This window comes from Pseudomonas baltica (assembly GCF_031880315.1).
Lineage (GTDB): Bacteria > Pseudomonadota > Gammaproteobacteria > Pseudomonadales > Pseudomonadaceae > Aquipseudomonas.
The window spans coordinates 4,754,356-4,771,170 of record NZ_CP134771.1; the positions used below are offsets into that span (position 1 = coordinate 4,754,356).

The following is a 16,815-nucleotide window of genomic DNA, read 5'->3' on the forward strand; positions in this document are numbered from 1 at the left end:
GGGCGACGCTTATGCGCACACGCCCGTGTAAATCAGGTACAATTCCCGGCTATTTTTCGTTGGGCGTCCGGCCCGCAGCCTTATTCGAGTGTTGATCCGTGAGTGATTTGAGTCATATCCGCAATTTCTCCATCATCGCCCACATTGACCATGGCAAGTCGACACTCGCCGATCGGTTCATTCAGATGTGCGGTGGTCTTGCCGATCGCGAAATGGAAGCCCAGGTACTGGATTCCATGGACCTGGAGCGTGAGCGCGGTATCACCATCAAGGCCCACAGTGTCACGCTGTATTACACGGCCCAGGATGGCAAGACCTACCAGCTGAACTTCATCGATACTCCCGGCCACGTCGACTTCACCTACGAAGTCAGCCGCTCGCTGGCGGCCTGTGAAGGCGCGTTGCTGGTGGTCGATGCCGGCCAGGGTGTCGAGGCGCAGTCGGTCGCCAACTGCTACACCGCTATCGAGCAGGGCCTGGAAGTCATGCCGGTGCTCAACAAGATGGACCTGCCCCAGGCCGATCCGGATCGCGTCAAGGACGAGATCGAAAAAATCATCGGCATCGACGCCACCGATGCCGTGGCCTGCAGCGCCAAGAGCGGCATGGGCGTGCTCGAAGTGCTGGAGCGTCTGGTGCAGACCATCCCTGCGCCGACCGGTGATATAGAAGCGCCACTGCAAGCGTTGATCATCGATTCCTGGTTCGACAACTATCTGGGCGTGGTCTCGCTGGTGCGTGTGCGCCAGGGCCGCGTCAAGAAGGGCGACAAGATTCTGGTCAAGTCCACCGGCAAGGTGCACCTGGTCGACAGCGTCGGCGTATTCACCCCCAAGCACACCGCCACCGCTGACCTCAAGGCCGGCGAAGTGGGCTTCATCATCGGCAGCATCAAGGACATCCACGGTGCTCCGGTCGGCGACACGCTGACCCTGAGCAGCACCCCGGACGTCGACGTGCTCCCGGGCTTCAAGCGCATTCAGCCGCAGGTCTACGCGGGCCTGTTCCCGGTCAGTTCGGATGACTTCGAAGACTTCCGCGATGCCCTGCAAAAGCTCACGCTCAACGACTCGTCGCTGCAGTACTCGCCAGAAAGCTCCGATGCCCTGGGCTTCGGTTTCCGTTGCGGCTTCCTTGGCATGCTGCACATGGAAATCATCCAGGAGCGCCTCGAGCGCGAGTACGACCTGGACCTGATCACCACCGCGCCAAGCGTGATTTTTGAAGTCGTGCTCAAGACCGGTGAAACCATTTACGTGGATAACCCGTCGAAGCTGCCGGATATTTCATCTGTCGAAGACTTCCGCGAGCCTATCGTCTCTGCGACTATCCTTGTGCCTCAAGAGCACCTGGGCAACGTCATTACCCTGTGCATTGAAAAGCGCGGCGTTCAGCGAGACATGCAATTCCTCGGCAGCCAGGTGCAAGTGCGCTATGACCTGCCGATGAACGAAGTGGTGCTGGACTTCTTTGATCGATTGAAATCCACCAGTCGCGGTTATGCTTCGCTCGACTATCACTTCGATCGCTACCAGTCGGCCAATCTGGTCAAGCTGGATGTACTGATCAATGGTGACAAGGTAGATGCGTTGGCGTTGATCGTGCACAGGGACAACGCGCACTACAAAGGCCGCGCGTTGACCGAGAAGATGAAAGAACTGATTCCGCGGCAGATGTTCGACGTGGCAATTCAGGCCGCCATCGGTGGTCAGATTGTTGCCCGACAAACTGTCAAGGCACTCAGAAAGAACGTACTGGCCAAATGTTACGGCGGCGACGTCAGCCGTAAACGCAAACTGCTCGAGAAGCAGAAGGCTGGTAAAAAACGCATGAAGCAGGTCGGTAACGTGGAGATTCCACAAGAAGCCTTCCTCGCCGTGCTCAGGTTGGAATAGTCAGGTCCTATGTCTCTAAATTTCCCGCTGTTGTTGGTCATTGCTGTAGCAGTTTGCGGTGTGCTGGGGTTGCTCGATCTGATCTTCCTGGCGCCGCGTCGGCGTTCGGCGATTGCCAATTATCAGGCCAGCGTCGGCGAGCCTGATATCGCGGTGGTCGAGCAACTCGACAAAGAACCCTTGCTGATCGAATACGGCAAGTCGTTCTTTCCTGTGTTGTTCATCGTCCTGGTGCTGCGCTCGTTTCTGGTCGAGCCCTTCCAGATTCCGTCGGGGTCGATGATCCCGACCCTGCAAGTGGGCGATTTCATCCTCGTCAACAAATTCTCCTACGGCATTCGCCTGCCGGTGATCGACGAGAAGGTCATCCCGGTCGGCGATCCGCAGCGTGGCGACGTCATGGTGTTCCGCTACCCGAGCGACCCTGATGTGAACTACATCAAGCGCGTCGTAGGTGTGCCAGGCGACAAGATCCGCTATACCAAAGAGAAGCAGCTGTACATCAACGATCAGTTGGTGTCCGAGCAGTTGGTGGGCGATGAGCCGGGTTCGATGGGCACAGCGCAGTTGTACCGCGAGCAGTTGGGCGAGGCTGAACATTTGATCCGTCAGCAAATGACCCGCTACAACATGCCACCGGAAAGCCAGTGGACGGTGCCGGAAGGGCACTACTTCATGATGGGCGACAACCGTGACAACTCCAACGACAGCCGTTACTGGGATGACCCCAACATTCCCAAGGACGAACTGGGCATGGTCCCCGACAAGAATATCGTCGGCAAGGCATTTGCCGTGTGGATGAGCTGGCCAGAGCCTAAACTCAGCCATTGGCCGAGCCTCTCCCGAGTCGGCCTGATCAAGTGATCGAGCGCGGCGCTGTCCTGGACAGCGCCGAATGTTTTTTACGGGATGACCTTTAACGAGTTTTCGCCATGACAGCAGTTCGTTCGCAGCAAGGTCTATCGTTCGCCGGCTGGTTGCTGACCCTGGCGATTGTTGCGTTTGTGGTCAGCGTCGCGCTCAAGGTCGTGCCGCACTACACCGATTACTGGTCGGTGAAAAAGAGTATCGAAACGGCCATGGCCGACAAGTCGATACTCAGCAAAGAAGAATTATTTGCTCGTGTGCAGAAGGACATGAGCATCAACAGTATCCGGGATGTGGATTTGGACAAGGCATTAACCGTGCGTGAGTCGGCAGAGGGCTTCAAGGGCCACCTGCAGTATGAACAGCGTGATCCACTGATCGGTAATCTCGATATCGTGGTGAAGTTCAACCACGAATTCAACGTGGGTAAACCGTGAGCGTTTCATTGAGTCGTCTCGAGCGTCAGCTCGGCTACACCTTCAAAGACCAGGACTTGATGGTCCTGGCCCTGACGCACCGCAGTTTTGCGGGGCGCAACAACGAACGCCTGGAGTTCCTGGGCGACGCCATTCTCAACTTCGTCGCTGGCGAAGCCTTGTTCGATCGCTTCCCGCAGGCCCGTGAAGGCCAGTTGTCACGCTTGCGCGCGCGCCTGGTCAAGGGCGAAACCCTGGCTTTGCTGGCCCGCGGCTTCGGGCTGGGCGAGTACCTGCGCCTGGGTTCAGGTGAGCTCAAGAGCGGTGGCTTTCGTCGCGAGTCGATCCTGGCCGACGCCCTCGAAGCGTTGATTGGTGCCATCTACCTCGATGCCGGCATGGATGCGGCGCGAGAGCGCGTGCTGGCCTGGTTGACCGGCGAGTTCGAGGGCCTGACGTTGGTCGACACCAACAAGGACCCGAAGACCCGCCTGCAGGAATTCCTCCAGTCCCGTGGTTGCGAACTGCCGCGCTACGAGGTGGTGGACATCCAGGGTGACCCCCATTGCCGCTTGTTCTTCGTTGAATGCGAAGTCCTGTTGTTGAATGAAAAGAGCCGTGGGCAGGGCGTCAGCCGGCGCATCGCCGAGCAGGTGGCAGCCGCCGCCGCATTGATCGCCCTGGGCGTGGAGAATGGTAATGACTGATACAACTTCCAACCGCTGTGGCTATGTGGCCATCGTCGGTCGCCCCAACGTGGGCAAGTCCACGCTGCTCAACCATATCCTTGGTCAGAAGCTGGCGATCACCTCGCGCAAGCCGCAGACCACGCGCCACAACATGCTGGGTATCAAGACCGAAGGCGCCGTGCAGGCGATCTACGTCGACACCCCCGGCATGCACAAGGCCAACGAGAAAGCCCTCAATCGCTACATGAACAAGACCGCCTCGGCCGCCCTCAAGGACGTTGACGTGGTGATTTTCGTGGTTGACCGCACCCGTTGGACCGACGAGGACCAAATGGTGCTCGAGCGTGTTCAGTACGTGCAGGGCCCGGTGATCGTGGCGCTGAACAAGACCGACCGCATCGAGGACAAGGCCGAGCTGATGCCGCACCTGACCTGGCTGCAAGAGCAACTGCCGAATGCGCAGATCATGCCGATTTCCGCCCAGCATGGTCACAACCTCGAAGCGCTGGAACGGGTGATTGCCGAGCACCTGCCGGAGAACGAGCACTTCTTCCCGGAAGACCAGATCACCGATCGCAGCAGCCGCTTCCTGGCTGCCGAGCTGGTGCGTGAAAAGATCATGCGCCAGCTGGGTGCCGAGCTGCCGTACCAGATCACGGTCGAGATCGAAGAGTTCAAGCAGCAAGGCAAGACCTTGCATATCCATGCGCTGATTCTGGTTGAGCGCGATGGCCAGAAGAAGATCATCATTGGCGACAAGGGCGAGCGTATCAAGCGCATCGGCACTGAAGCGCGCCGCGACATGGAGCTGCTGTTCGACTCCAAGGTCATGCTCAACCTGTGGGTGAAGGTCAAGGGCGGGTGGTCCGATGACGAGCGCGCCTTGCGTTCGCTGGGCTATAACGACCAGGTTTGACGGCCGCGCTTATTCCCCTGTGGGAGCAAGCTCTGGTCGCGAAGAGGCCAGCAGGGACACCGCATCAACTTCTTCGCGAGCAGAGCTCGCTCCTACAGGGGGCATGTGTGACATGCCCCTGTTGCCTGTTAAGGTAACCGCTCATGTCCAACCCTCCCGACGCACAACCGGCCTATGTCCTCCACAGCCGGGCCTATCGCGAAAACAGCGCACTGGTCGACTTCCTCACCCCGCAAGGGCGTCTGCGTGCGGTATTGCGCAGCGCCCGTGGCAAGGCGGGCACCCTGGCGCGGCCGTTCGTGCCGCTGGAAGCCGAGTTTCGCGGCCGCAGCGAGTTGAAGAACGTCGGCCGCATGGAAGCCGCCGGCGTGCCCAGTTGGCTGGTGGGCGATGCGTTGTTCAGCGGGTTGTACCTCAACGAGTTGTTGATTCGCCTGTTGCCCGCCGAGGATCCACACCCTGGCGTTTTCGATCACTATGCCGCGACCCTGCAGGCGCTGGGCGCCGGCCGGCCGCTGGAGCCCTTGCTGCGCTCGTTCGAATGGCGGCTGCTGGACGATCTGGGCTATGGCTTCGCGCTGGACACCGACATCAATGGCGATGCCGTGGAGGCAGATGGCCTGTATCGGCTGCTGACCGATGCGGGCCTGGAGCGCGTATGGTTGGTGCAGCCTGGCCTGTTCAACGGTACCGACTTGCTGGCCATGGCCGAAGCCGACTGGTCGGCCCCAGGCGCGTTGCTGGCGGCCAAGCGGCTGATGCGCCAGGCGCTGGCGGTGCACCTGGGCGGTCGCCCGCTAGTCAGTCGCGAACTGTTTCGTAAGTCTTGAGGCTGGGGTCGTTAACGCGGGCCTCTTCGCGGGCAAGCCTTGCTCCCACGGTTGTACGCCGCTGGGGCTGTGTGCTGTGGGAGCAAAGCTTGCCCGCGAAGAGGCCCTCCCTGACACCCGGCAACTGTTTCCCCTCACCGCGCCACCACGTATCCTTGTACCCCTTCACCATTCAGGAGCCAGCCCGTGACCACCAGTAACCGAATCCTTCTTGGCGTGAACATCGATCACGTGGCCACCCTGCGTCAGGCACGAGGCACGCGCTATCCAGACCCGGTCAAGGCGGCGCTGGACGCGGAAGAGGCGGGCGCCGATGGCATCACCGTGCATCTGCGCGAAGACCGTCGGCATATCCAGGACCGCGACGTGTTGTTGCTCAAGGACGTGCTGCAAACGCGCATGAACTTCGAGATGGGCGTCACCGAAGAGATGCTCGCCTTCGCTGAGCGCCTACGCCCGGCCCATGTGTGCCTGGTGCCGGAAACCCGCCAGGAACTGACCACCGAAGGCGGCCTGGACGTCGCTGGCCAGGAAGCGCGGATCAAAGCGGCGGTCGAGCGTTTGAGCTCGGTGGGCTGTGAAGTATCGCTGTTCATCGATGCCGACGAGCAACAGATCGCCGCATCGCAGCGGATCGGCGCACCGGCCATCGAGTTGCACACCGGCCGTTACGCCGATGCGACGACGCCGACCGAGGTCGCCCTCGAACTCAAGCGTGTGGCGGATGGTGTGGCCTTTGGCCTGACCCAGGGCCTGATCGTCAACGCCGGCCACGGCCTGCATTACCACAACGCCGAAGCGATCGCAGCGATCAAGGGCATCAACGAATTGAACATCGGCCACGCGCTGGTGGCGCATGCGCTGTTCGTGGGGTTCAAGGCAGCGGTAGCCGAGATGAAAGCGTTGATCGTCGCGGCGGCGCGTTAAGTAAGCAGAATTCTACGGCGCTTTGCCCGGCCCTTCGCCGCCGCACGCGCCCCCTTGCTCCCACCGTTATACTGACCTGTGGGGGCAAGGGGGGCCTTACTGACTCCAAAAAATCACGGCACGAACGGCAAATCCCGCTTGTGCTGAGTCTGGTCATAAGTGCGCACGATGATGTTGTAGGCCTCTTCGCTCACCGGCTGCCCATGCAAAAATGCATCGATCTGCGCGTAGGTCACGCCATGTGACTCTTCATCCGGCTTGCCGGGGCGCAGCTCTTCGAGATCGGCGGTCGGCACCTTTTGCACCAGATTATCCGGCGCCCCCAGGTAACGCGCGATGCTACGTACCTGGTTCTTCACCAGCCCGCTCAAAGGCGCCAGGTCGCACGCGCCATCACCGAACTTGGTGAAAAAGCCCATCACCGCTTCAGCGGCGTGGTCAGTACCGATCACCAGGCCGTTGTTGGCGTTGGCGATGGTGTACTGCGCCACCATGCGGATGCGCGCCTTGGCGTTGCCGACCACGAAATCGCGACGAGCATCGCTCAGCCCATGCAGATGGGTGACCTGCTCCGATAGCCCGAGCACAGCGCCGGCAATGTTGACAGTGTCCTCGACATCGGCGCGGATGAAGGTCATCGACGCGCTGGCGTCTTCTTCGTCGTGCTGCTTGTTATAGGGCAGGCGCACGGCGATGAAACGATAGCCCTCGTCGCCAGTCTCGGCGCGCAGCTCCTCGACCGACAGTTGTGCCAGTCGCCCGGCGGTGAGCGAGTCGACGCCGCCGCTGATGCCCAGCACCAGCACTTTGAGCTTGGCGTTGCGCAGCGTCTGCTTGATGAACTGCTTGCGTCGCGCGATCTGCGCCTCGATCGCGGCGTCGTCGGCGAACGGCGGCACTACGTCCAGGGCTTGGGCAATTTCGCTTTGACGATTGCTCATGTCGGTCTCCTTGAAGGTATCTGGGCAAATTGGCAGGGGCATGAATGCGCTTACTTTAACAGCGATAGCCCGGTTGTAGAGCGTCCGGCACTGCGACTTCATGTACCTTTCTTCATCGCGAATAGGAAGTGTTATCAGGTAAAATGCCAAGCTCACTGCTCATTCATGCCCTGAAAGAGGTCGTCATGCGTTTCGGTTTTCCCTCCCTCAAAGGCTCTACCACTGCTGTCGCAGCTGTACTCCTGACCCTTTGCAGCCACGCGGCGCTGGCCCTAACGGTCACCGACATCGCCGGGCGCAAGGTGGATATTCCGGACAAGGTCGATCACGTCCTGCTAGGTGAGGGGCGCATGCTGTATTCGGTGGCGATGCTGGAAGGCAAGGAGCCGTTCAAGCGCATCGTCGGCTGGCAGGGTGAATTGAAGACGGTCGACGCCCAGGGCTACGCCGCCTATCAGGCCAGATTCCCGCAGATCGACCAGTTGCCGCGTATCGGCACCACCTCCGAGGCCAGCGTCAGCCCGGAGAAAGTCCTGGCACTGCATCCGGACATCGCCATCTTCGGGATCGCCGGTCATGGCCCCGGGGTCAAGAACGAAATCGTCGAGCAATTGCAGCAGGCCGGCGTACCGGTGGTGTTCATCGACTTCCGCCAGCACCCGTTGCAGAACACCATCCCCAGCCTGCGCTTGCTGGGGCAGGCCTTGCATCGCGAGCAGCAGGCCCAGGACTATATCGACTTCTACCAGCAGCACCTCAAGCGGGTGCAAGACGTGGTCAGCCAGATCCCCGAAAGCCAGCGCCCCAGCGTGTTCATCGAGATGCTCGCCGGCTACGGCAAAGGCGGCGTGCCGTGCTGCCACACCGCCGGCGACGGCAACATGGGCGACTTCATCAAGGCCGCCGGTGGCAACAATATCGCCGCCAAGCTGCTGCCGGGCCCCATCGGCGACATCAATCTGGAGAAGCTGATCAGTGCCGATCCGCGTTTCTACCTTGTCAGCGGTACCCGTGACAGCACCTCCACCGAGCCAGGCCTGAAGGCCGGTGCCGGGGTCAGCGATGCCACGGCCCGCGCCAGTCTGCAGCCGTTGATCGCCCGCGAGGGCATCGCCAGCCTGACCGCCGTGCGCGAGGGCCGTGTGCACGGTGTGTGGCACAACTTCTATGATTCGCCGTACAACATCCTCGCGATCGAAGCCATGGCCAAGTGGTTCTACCCCGAGCAGTTCAAGGACCTCGACCCGAACAAGACCCTGGCCGAGCTGCAGCAGCGCTTTTTGCCAGTGGACATCAGCGGCGCCTACTGGGTCGACCTGAAGCCTGCACCGTGAACGCCAAGGTCGATCCATCCTCATCCGCCGAGGAAGCGGGCTGCGCCTCCGGCCGACAAGCGTCCCGAACGCCCGCTCTGGCCGACTATCAAAGGGTGCTGCGCCGCCGCTTGCTGCTGCTCGGCCTGTTCGTGCTGGCAATCCTTGCCTCTGTGCTGCTCGATTTCACCCTCGGCCCCGCTGGCCTGAGCCTGCACGAGCTGTGGCAGACGCTGGTGGACAAGGCCTCGGTCAGCCCGGGCCAGCAGGTGATCGTCTGGAGCATCCGTCTGCCGCAGGCGCTGATGGCCGTGTTGGTCGGGGCGGCGTTGGGACTGGCGGGTGCCGAGATGCAGACCATCCTCAACAACCCGCTGGCGAGCCCCTTCACCCTGGGCGTGTCCCATGCCGCGGCCTTTGGCGCGGCGTTGGCGATCATCCTCAACCTCGGGCTTCCCGGCGTCCCCAACGAGTGGATCGTGGCGGTCAATGCCTTCGTCTTCGCGGTGATCGCCACCTTGCTGCTGGACCTGATGGCGCGCTGGCGCCAGGCCGATACCGGGGTGGTGGTGCTGTTCGGTATCGCCCTAGGGTTTACCTTTGGTGCGCTGGTGTCGTTGATTCAGTTCGTCGCCAGTGAGGACGCCCTGCAGGCGTTGGTGTTCTGGACCCTGGGCAGCCTGGCTCGGGCGACCTGGTTCAAGCTCGGGTTGTTGGCGTTGGCGTTGCTGATCGCCTTGCCCTGCGCGATGCGCCGCTCGTGGCAGCTGACCGCGTTGCGCCTGGGGGAGGACCGCGCGGCGAGCTTTGGTATCGACGTCAAGCGCCTGCGGTTGGGCACCTTGTTGCGGGTCAGCGTGCTGTCGGCGCTGGCGGTAGCGTTCGTCGGTACCATCGGCTTTATCGGGCTGGTGGGGCCGCATATCTCGCGCCTGCTGTTCGGGGAAGATCATCGCTTCTATCTGCCAGGCAGTGCCTTGGCCGGGGCGTTGATTCTGTCGCTGGCGTCGGTGGCGTCGAAGAATATCGTGCCGGGGGTATTGATCCCGGTGGGGATCGTCACGGCCTTGGTGGGGATTCCGTTTTTCCTCACCATCGTGCTGCGCGGCAAGGGGGTGCGCTGATGCCGGCTATCCATCGCCAAGGCTTGGAGATAGAAGGCCTGCACGTCAGCTATGGCAAACGCGAGATCATCGCGCAGCTGTCGGTGGGGGCGTTACTGCCTGGGCGGGTGACGGCGTTGCTCGGCCCCAACGGTAGTGGCAAATCGACCCTGCTCAAGGCTGCAGCGGGGCTGGTGAGCGCGCGCGGGACGGTCAATCTCGATGGCAATGATCTATTGCGCGCCAGCTTCGCCAGCCGCGCCGAACGCGTGGTGTATCTGCCTCAGAGCCTGCCTGCCAGCGTGCATCTGCGCGTGTTCGAGTCGCTGCTGGTGGCGCGCCGAGCCAGCGGCAACACCGCGCAAGCCGACGACATCGTCGAAGCCGAGAGCCTGTTGGTGCGGTTGGGTATCGAGAGCCTGGCGATGCGCTTTCTCGACGAGCTGTCTGGTGGGCAGAAGCAACTGGTGGGGCTGGCCCAGGCGCTGATTCGCCAGCCGCGCCTGCTGTTGCTCGATGAGCCTTTGAGCGCCCTGGACCTGAATTTCCAGTTTCATGTGATGGAGGTGATCCGCCAGGAGACCGTGCAGCGCAACATGGTGACCTTGATCGTGCTGCACGATATCAATATCAGCCTGCGCCATACGGATCATGTGTTGATGCTCAAGGCCGGGCGGTTGATGGCGGACGGCGCGCCGGCCGAAGTCATCACCGCCCAGTCGCTGGCCCAGGTGTATGGGGTGCGTGGCCGGGTGGAGCGGTGTTCCCAGGGCAATGCGCAGGTGTTGATCGATGGGTTGGTGGCGGCGGTGTCCTGAGAGCGATGTCCTGAGAGATATGAGCTGCCTCAGGATCGATACCGATCCATCCGCCTCACTTACGCGCCTTGATCACCGCCCGCATCGGCGCCGGCAGGCCCTCGAGGGTACGGCTGTGGTCGGCGGGGTCGAGGAAGTCGCTCAGCGACTGGTACTTCATCCACTCGGTGCTGCGTTGTTCCTGCACCGTGGTCACGCTGACGTCCACGCATTCCACGTCGCGGAAACCGGCGCGGCGCAACCATAACTCCAGTGCGGGCACCGACGGCAAAAACCACACGTTGCGCATCTGTGCATAGCGGTCTTCGGGCACCAGCACCTGTTGAACGTCGCCCTCGACTACCAGGGTCTCCAGCACCAGTTCCCCGCCTTTGACCAGGCAGTCCTTGAGCGCCAGCAGGTGCTCGATGGGCGAGCGCCGATGGTAGAACACGCCCATGGAAAACACCGTGTCGAAGCCTTCCAGCCCGGCGGGCAGGTCTTCGAGCGCGAACGGCAGATGCCAGGCGTTGAGTTCGGGCAGATAGCGTTGCACCGCCTGGAACTGGCAGAAGAACAGCCAGTTGGGGTCGATGCCGATCACGCTGTCGGCGCCGGCTCCGAGCATGCGCCATTGGTAGTAGCCATTGCCACACCCCACATCCAGCACGCGCTTGCCGTGCAGGTCCAGATGCGGTGCCACGCGGGACCACTTCCAATCCGAGCGCCATTCGGTATCGACGTGCACGCCGAACAGATCGAACGGCCCTTTGCGCCACGGCGACAGGCCCATCAGTGCCTGACGCATCTGCGCGCGGGTGGCGTCATCGCATTCGCCATCCAGGCGCAAGCCGTCGAGCAGGTCGATGTCGCTGGGTGTGACCTCGGGCAGGGCATCGAGCGCGCCTTGCCAGCGCTCCAGGTCGCCGTGGCCCTTGTCCATCTTCGCGTCGAGTTGGGCTTGCAGGGTGTTGGCCCAGTCCTGCAGTGGGGTGCCCGCCAAGCGGCGGACCAGAGGAGCGAGATCAATCATGGCAGGGCGATCATCGAGGCGAAGTTGAGGCATTGGAACCAGGGCACCACCTTGGAGAAGCCCGCGGCCAGCAGCAGGTCGCGGTTCTCTTCGAGGCTGGCGGGTTTCATGACGTTTTCAATGGCGCTGCGCTTCTGGGCGATTTCCAGCTCGCTGTAGCCGTTGGCCCGTTTGAAGGCGATGTGCAGATCGGTGAGCAAGGCGTGCTGCTCGGCATCCTCGAAACGCAGTTTCTCCGACAGGATCAGCGCGCCGCCGGGCACCAGTGCCTGACGGATGCGCCCGAGCAGGGCCAGGCGCTGCTCGGGGGCGATGAACTGCAAGGTGAAGTTGAGCGCCACGACGCTGGCGGGCTGGAAGTCCAGCGCGAGAATATCGCCGTCGATGACGTCTACGGGCAGCAACTCCTGAAACATCGAGTCCTGGGCGTTGAGATATTCTCGGCAGCGCTCGACCATGGCCGCCGAGTTGTCCACCGCCACCACGCGGCAGTCGTCCTGGCGCACGTGGCGGCGCAGGGCCTGGGTCACGGCCCCCAACGAAGCGCCGAGGTCGTAGAGTGTGGTGTGCGGCTGGGCGAACTGCGCCGCGAGCACACCGAGGTTCTCGACGATGGTCGGGTAGCCCGGCACCGAGCGTTTGATCATGTCCGGAAACACCCGCACCACGTCTTCATTGAAGGCGAAATCGGGCACCTGGGGCAGGGGCTGGGCGAAGAGGCGATCGGGTTGTTGGCTCACGGCGGTTCCAGACGGTCACGGAAAACGGTCGCGGATTTTAGCGCAAGCGCGGCTGGGCTGCATGGATTACAGACGGGCGCCGAGCCTGCGGCGTGCCCTTGCGCCCACAGCGGTGGCTGATCTGAAGTCATGCACCTGTGGGGGCAAGGTTGCGCGTTCGGCGGCGAAGAGGCGATCCGCCGCACTACCAATCCAGCCTGTTTTACTTGACGGTCAACGCACAATCAAACGTCTGCACCGGCTTCACCTCCGGCGACCATGGCTGCTGATACACCAGCAACAAATGCCCATCCCCCGATGCCTGCGCCACAAAGCGCCACACCGATTGCCCTGCACCGCCCACCAGCCCGGCATCCTCCGGATTGCTGTACACCTCTGGCCCGAGGCTTTTCAACACCCCAGGCGCAGGGTTCTGCACCAGCCAGCGATAGCCGGTGGTGGGGTTGCTGGGCAGGGTGAGGGTCAGGCGCTGGCCGGTGCTTAACTTGAGCGGACACTGGCTTTGCTTGTCGAGCGCCACGTTCTGCGGTAGTTGCTGAGCACAGGCGGCGAGCAGGGCGAGGCTGGCGGGGGCTAGCAGGCGGGCGGCGGACATGATGGCTCCTTCAAGACGGGATGGCACAAGAATAACTCAAGGTCGAAGGAATGAGGTTATCTGCCGCTTGTAAAGCACTTGGCGAAATGCGTCGTTCTTCCCTCGGTAGCTTGTCAACGCTGATTGTTTATAGCTGCGGGGTCACGTATTCGCCAAATCCCTTTACGTAAATCCTGCTCATCGATATAGGGAAGCGTCGTCAAGTCAGCATTGTGATGATCGATCTCATATTTTTTTTGACGTAACAGCGCGAGATCTGCCTGTCCTTTACGCAGACTTTTCGCCGCGGCGGACGACCGTTCCCAACGCAAGCGGAAGTACTGTTCTGCCGCGGTCATGTGCCCCGCAAAAAGCTGCAACTCACCCTGTAAGTTCCGGTAGGCAATTGGTCTGGCTGCCGGTTGAAGCGTCGTTCCCCGTGCCCGTCCAAAAGCGTCAAGCATTTCAACGTGGGCAGCGTCCAGAATATCTGGATTTGCACGGCCGTGGTCGGTAATACTCATATGCCGTATCCGGTCAAATGCTCCAGTTTCTATAAGGGATGAGTGGCTAGCAGTTTCTTCTGCTAATCGTCCTGCACTATCATAACGCTTTTTTCTATTATTTCTTGATATCAGGGTGTGGCGGTTGGTCGAATTGGGTAGTCTGGGTACCCCTCGCAGTTTTGATATATTCACTTTTAAGGGCATGTGGCCGTCCGGATCAATATGATTTACAGGATCGGCACCGCAGTAGGCATAGCTATTGAGTCCCCCGCTTGCAAAGGGGCTCCAGCTATCCGGGCTCGTAAATCGCATCAGTATGGAGCTGTATCTTCGATAACCCAATCCAAGCGGGTAATGGCCGTTAAGTAGATCTGGAGGCTCCCCGTTGAAGGCCACGCGCATAGGGAGAAGACGAAGGTCATGTGTGTAGCCGAAAGACGTATAGGCCAAGGTACCTTCGTCATCGACAACTTGCTGTACCGACCGGGCTTGGTCCGTTGCTAGCAGACGACGTCTCGTGTTACTGCGGAAAATATCCATTAGCGTGTTCTCCTTTAATCAAGCGGATAGTCTGATGGGAAAACCGATAATTGTTCAGCTAGTAGAATTGATAGGTTGACGTCATGAGTATTGATGATCTGACAGGCGCTTCCCAGGGATCTTCGGAAGCCGAAGCGATTCCCGGAAAGAGCCTGTCGACCAAGGCCGGACTTAAAATAACACCTTCGCCACATCCGCAAACCGCTTGGCAAAGTGCACCGTCATCCCCGCCTTCAGATAATCCGGTAATTCATCGAAATTCCCCCGATTCGCCTCCGGCAAAATCAACTCGTTGATCTTCTGCCGCCGCGCTGCAATGACCTTCTCACGGACCCCGCCAATGGGCAGTACATGCCCGGTCAACGTCAGCTCGCCCGTCATGGCCACGCCCTTCTTCGGCGCCTGGTTGCGCGCCAGTGACAGCAGCGCACTGGCCATGGTCACGCCCGCACTCGGACCATCCTTGGGCGTCGCGCCCTCGGGCACATGCAAGTGCACGAATGCTTCGTCAAAGAACTTTGCCTCACCGCCAAACTGCTTGAGATTGGAACTCACATAGCTATAGGCGATTTCCGCAGACTCCTTCATCACATCACCCAACTGCCCGGTCAGCTTGAAGCCGCGGTTGAGAGTATGAATACGGGTCGCTTCGATCGGCAGGGTGGCGCCGCCCATGCTAGTCCAGGCCAGCCCGGTGATCACGCCCTTGCCGGACAACACCTGCTCGCTGCGGAACACCGGGGTGCCCAGCGAGGCTTCGAGGTCCTTGGGGCCGATCTTGATGGACGACTGCGGCGCGTCGAGCAGCTTGACCACGGCCTTGCGCACCAGTTTGCCGAGTTGCTTCTCCAGTTGGCGCACCCCGGCTTCCCGCGCGTAGCCCTCGATCACCGCGCGCAGAGCCGTGTCGCTGATGCTGAGCCTGGCCTTGTCGACGCCGGCCTTTTCCAGCTGCTTGGGCCACAGGTGGCGCTTGGCGATGGCGATTTTTTCTTCGGTGATATAACCCGACAGGCGAATCACTTCCATCCGGTCGAGCAGCGGCCCGGGGATCGAGTCCAAGGTGTTGGCGGTACAGATGAACAATACTTTGGACAGGTCCAGGCGCAGGTCGAGGTAATGGTCGAGAAAATCGACGTTCTGTTCCGGGTCGAGGGTTTCGAGCAGCGCCGAGGCCGGGTCGCCCTGGTAGCTCTGGCCCATCTTGTCGATCTCGTCGAGCATGATCACCGGGTTCATCACCTCGACATCCTTGAGCGCCTGCACCAGCTTGCCCGGTTGGGCGCCGATGTAGGTGCGCCGATGGCCCTTGATCTCGGCCTCGTCGCGCATGCCGCCGACGCTGAAGCGATAGAACGGCCGCCCCAGCGACTCGGCAATGGACTTGCCGACGCTGGTCTTGCCCACGCCGGGCGGCCCGACCAACAGCACGATGGAACCGCTGATCTCGCCCTTGTAGGCGCCCACCGCGAGGAACTCGAGAATCCGCGACTTGATGTCGTCGAGCCCGGCGTGGTGCTGGTCGAGCACCTTGCGCGCGTGCTTGAGGTCGAGCTTGTCCTTGCCGTAAACGCCCCAGGGCAGGGCGGTGGCCCAGTCAAGATAGTTGCGCGTGACGGCGTACTCCGGTGAGCCGGTTTCGAGGATCCCCAGCTTGCCGATTTCTTCATCCACGCGTTTTTGCGCCTGGGCCGGCAGCGTCTTGCCCTCCAGGCGTGCCTGGAACTGCTCGACGTCGGCGCTGCGGTCGTCCTTGGTCAGCCCCAGCTCTTGCTGGATGACCTTCAATTGCTCCTTGAGGAAGAATTCGCGCTGATGCTCACCGATCTGGCGATTGACCTCGGCGGAAATTTCCTTCTGCAGCCGCGCGACTTCGACCTCCTTGCGCAGCATCGGCAGGACCTTCTCCATGCGCTTGAGCATGGGCACGCAGTCCAGCACCTGTTGCAGCTCGGCGCCAGTGGCGGAGGTCAGGGCGGCGGCGAAGTCGGTCAGCGGCGACGGATCGTTGGGGCTGAAGCGGTTGAGATAGTTTTTCAGTTCTTCGCTGTACAGCGGGTTCAGCGGTAGCAACTCCTTGATCGCGTTGATCAACGCCATGCCGTAGGCCTTGACCTCGTCGGTGGGCTCGATGGGCTGTTGCGGGTATTCGACCTCCACCAGATAGGGCGGCCGATGGTGTTTGAGCCACGTGCGAATACGCACCCGCGACAGGCCCTGCGCAACGAACTGCAACTTGCCGTCTTCACGGCTGGCATGGTGGATTTTCACCAGAGTGCCGTACAGCGGCAGCGCGGACGTATCGAAATGCCGCGGATCTTCAGGGGGCGTTTCCATGAAGAACAGCGCGAGCGAGTGATGTGGGGTCTTGGCGACCAGATCGAGGGTTTCGGCCCACGGTTCTTCGTTGACGATGACCGGCAGCACTTGCGCCGGGAAGAACGGCCGGTTGTGGATCGGGATGACATACACCTTGTCCGGCAGATTCTGGCCGGGCAAGGTCAACTCGGTGCTGGAGGTGGTGGAGTGTTCGATGTGTTCCGATTCCAGATGTTCGTCTGGAGTTTCCGCGTAATCCTGCTGGTCGCTCATGGGGCACCTGCGCAATGGTCTATGCAGGTTAGATGGGGTACCCGACCACTCGTTTCAATCCCGACCCTCCAGCTTTACCCGAAGTTGACGATAACCTGAGCAGAAGCCACTACGCTGTATTCATGCGAGCCATAGA

The 16,815-nt window shown here is 61.2% G+C and carries 16 protein-coding genes; 10 read left to right on the forward strand and 6 right to left on the reverse strand.

Annotated elements, in window-relative coordinates; translation table 11 throughout:
- Positions 1-98 precede the first annotated feature (98 nt).
- From lepA to pdxJ, 7 genes are all read left to right on the forward strand, one after another.
- The gene (gene lepA / locus REH34_RS21295) at positions 99-1,895 is read left to right on the forward strand and encodes a translation elongation factor 4 (protein ID WP_226503240.1); all 1,797 of its coding nucleotides are present in this window, start codon (positions 99-101) and stop codon (positions 1,893-1,895) included.
- 9 nt (positions 1,896-1,904) lie between these two features.
- Complete coding sequence (gene lepB, locus REH34_RS21300) at positions 1,905-2,759, forward strand: signal peptidase I (protein WP_226503241.1); 855 nt, start codon at positions 1,905-1,907, stop codon at positions 2,757-2,759.
- A 68-nt stretch (positions 2,760-2,827) separates the two neighbouring features.
- Complete coding sequence (locus REH34_RS21305) at positions 2,828-3,199, forward strand: DUF4845 domain-containing protein (protein ID WP_311969084.1); 372 nt, start codon at positions 2,828-2,830, stop codon at positions 3,197-3,199.
- On the forward strand, positions 3,196-3,885 hold the full coding sequence (gene rnc, locus REH34_RS21310) for a ribonuclease III (protein ID WP_226503243.1): 690 nt from the start codon (positions 3,196-3,198) through the stop codon (positions 3,883-3,885). Before REH34_RS21305 ends, rnc begins: the two co-directional genes overlap by 4 nt.
- Positions 3,878-4,783 (forward strand): GTPase Era, encoded by a 906-nt coding sequence (era, locus tag REH34_RS21315; RefSeq protein WP_226503244.1) that lies wholly within the window; start codon positions 3,878-3,880, stop codon positions 4,781-4,783. Before rnc ends, era begins: the two co-directional genes overlap by 8 nt.
- A gap of 143 nt (positions 4,784-4,926) precedes the next feature.
- On the forward strand, positions 4,927-5,613 hold the full coding sequence (gene recO / locus REH34_RS21320) for a DNA repair protein RecO (protein ID WP_311969085.1): 687 nt from the start codon (positions 4,927-4,929) through the stop codon (positions 5,611-5,613).
- 186 nt (positions 5,614-5,799) lie between these two features.
- Positions 5,800-6,540 (forward strand): pyridoxine 5'-phosphate synthase, encoded by a 741-nt coding sequence (gene pdxJ / locus REH34_RS21325; protein ID WP_311969086.1) that lies wholly within the window; start codon positions 5,800-5,802, stop codon positions 6,538-6,540.
- A 113-nt stretch (positions 6,541-6,653) separates the two neighbouring features.
- Here pdxJ and nadE read toward each other — a convergent pair whose 3' ends face one another.
- Positions 6,654-7,481 carry an ammonia-dependent NAD(+) synthetase gene (nadE, locus tag REH34_RS21330; RefSeq protein ID WP_226503247.1) on the reverse strand — a complete coding sequence of 276 codons (828 nt, stop codon included), beginning with the start codon at positions 7,479-7,481 and terminating at the stop codon, positions 6,654-6,656.
- A 185-nt stretch (positions 7,482-7,666) separates the two neighbouring features.
- On the opposite strand from nadE, the gene REH34_RS21335 reads away from it, so the two are divergent.
- The 3 genes from REH34_RS21335 (at position 7,667) to REH34_RS21345 (ending at position 10,715) form a co-directional block, all read left to right on the forward strand.
- Entirely contained in the window at positions 7,667-8,815 is a 1,149-nt protein-coding gene (locus REH34_RS21335) for an ABC transporter substrate-binding protein (RefSeq protein ID WP_311969087.1), read from the forward strand.
- 77 nt (positions 8,816-8,892) lie between these two features.
- Complete coding sequence (locus REH34_RS21340; protein WP_226503685.1) at positions 8,893-9,918, forward strand: iron ABC transporter permease; 1,026 nt, start codon at positions 8,893-8,895, stop codon at positions 9,916-9,918.
- Positions 9,918-10,715, forward strand: coding sequence for an ABC transporter ATP-binding protein (locus tag REH34_RS21345; RefSeq protein WP_311969088.1), 798 nt, complete (start codon positions 9,918-9,920; stop codon positions 10,713-10,715). Before REH34_RS21340 ends, REH34_RS21345 begins: the two co-directional genes overlap by 1 nt.
- A 55-nt stretch (positions 10,716-10,770) precedes the next feature.
- On the opposite strand, the gene cmoB is transcribed toward REH34_RS21345, so the two are convergent.
- The 5 genes from cmoB to lon form a co-directional block, all read right to left on the reverse strand.
- A complete protein-coding gene (gene cmoB, locus REH34_RS21350) occupies positions 10,771-11,727 on the reverse strand; it encodes a tRNA 5-methoxyuridine(34)/uridine 5-oxyacetic acid(34) synthase CmoB (RefSeq protein WP_226503250.1) in 957 nt (318 codons plus the stop codon).
- Positions 11,724-12,467: a carboxy-S-adenosyl-L-methionine synthase CmoA gene (gene cmoA, locus REH34_RS21355; protein ID WP_226503251.1), complete on the reverse strand. Its 744-nt coding sequence runs from the start codon at positions 12,465-12,467 to the stop codon at positions 11,724-11,726. The genes cmoB and cmoA overlap by 4 nt, the downstream gene beginning before the upstream one ends.
- A 202-nt stretch (positions 12,468-12,669) precedes the next feature.
- Positions 12,670-13,062 carry a protease inhibitor I42 family protein gene (locus tag REH34_RS21360; protein WP_226503252.1) on the reverse strand — a complete coding sequence of 131 codons (393 nt, stop codon included), beginning with the start codon at positions 13,060-13,062 and terminating at the stop codon, positions 12,670-12,672.
- Between the two features lie 113 nt (positions 13,063-13,175).
- A complete protein-coding gene (locus REH34_RS21365) occupies positions 13,176-14,087 on the reverse strand; it encodes an RHS repeat-associated core domain-containing protein (RefSeq protein WP_311969089.1) in 912 nt (303 codons plus the stop codon).
- A 171-nt stretch (positions 14,088-14,258) separates the two neighbouring features.
- The gene (lon, locus tag REH34_RS21370; RefSeq protein WP_226503254.1) at positions 14,259-16,679 is read right to left on the reverse strand and encodes an endopeptidase La; all 2,421 of its coding nucleotides are present in this window, start codon (positions 16,677-16,679) and stop codon (positions 14,259-14,261) included.
- Between the last annotated feature and the right edge of the window lie 136 nt (positions 16,680-16,815).

Bases quoted from the DNA above. Each gene is read 5' to 3' on its own strand.
- REH34_RS21345 (WP_311969088.1), top strand. From the start codon at position 9,918: ATGCCGGCTATCCATCGCCAAGGCTTGGAGATAGAAGGCCTGCACGTC.
- era (WP_226503244.1), top strand. From the start codon at position 3,878: ATGACTGATACAACTTCCAACCGCTGTGGCTATGTGGCCATCGTCGGT.
- recO (WP_311969085.1), top strand. From the start codon at position 4,927: ATGTCCAACCCTCCCGACGCACAACCGGCCTATGTCCTCCACAGCCGG.
- REH34_RS21305 (WP_311969084.1), top strand. From the start codon at position 2,828: ATGACAGCAGTTCGTTCGCAGCAAGGTCTATCGTTCGCCGGCTGGTTG.
- REH34_RS21335 (WP_311969087.1), top strand. From the start codon at position 7,667: ATGCGTTTCGGTTTTCCCTCCCTCAAAGGCTCTACCACTGCTGTCGCA.
- lepB (WP_226503241.1), top strand. From the start codon at position 1,905: ATGTCTCTAAATTTCCCGCTGTTGTTGGTCATTGCTGTAGCAGTTTGC.
- cmoB (WP_226503250.1), bottom strand. From the start codon at position 11,727: ATGATTGATCTCGCTCCTCTGGTCCGCCGCTTGGCGGGCACCCCACTG.
- nadE (WP_226503247.1), bottom strand. From the start codon at position 7,481: ATGAGCAATCGTCAAAGCGAAATTGCCCAAGCCCTGGACGTAGTGCCG.
- REH34_RS21365 (WP_311969089.1), bottom strand. From the start codon at position 14,087: ATGGATATTTTCCGCAGTAACACGAGACGTCGTCTGCTAGCAACGGAC.
- lon (WP_226503254.1), bottom strand. From the start codon at position 16,679: ATGAGCGACCAGCAGGATTACGCGGAAACTCCAGACGAACATCTGGAA.
- REH34_RS21360 (WP_226503252.1), bottom strand. From the start codon at position 13,062: ATGTCCGCCGCCCGCCTGCTAGCCCCCGCCAGCCTCGCCCTGCTCGCC.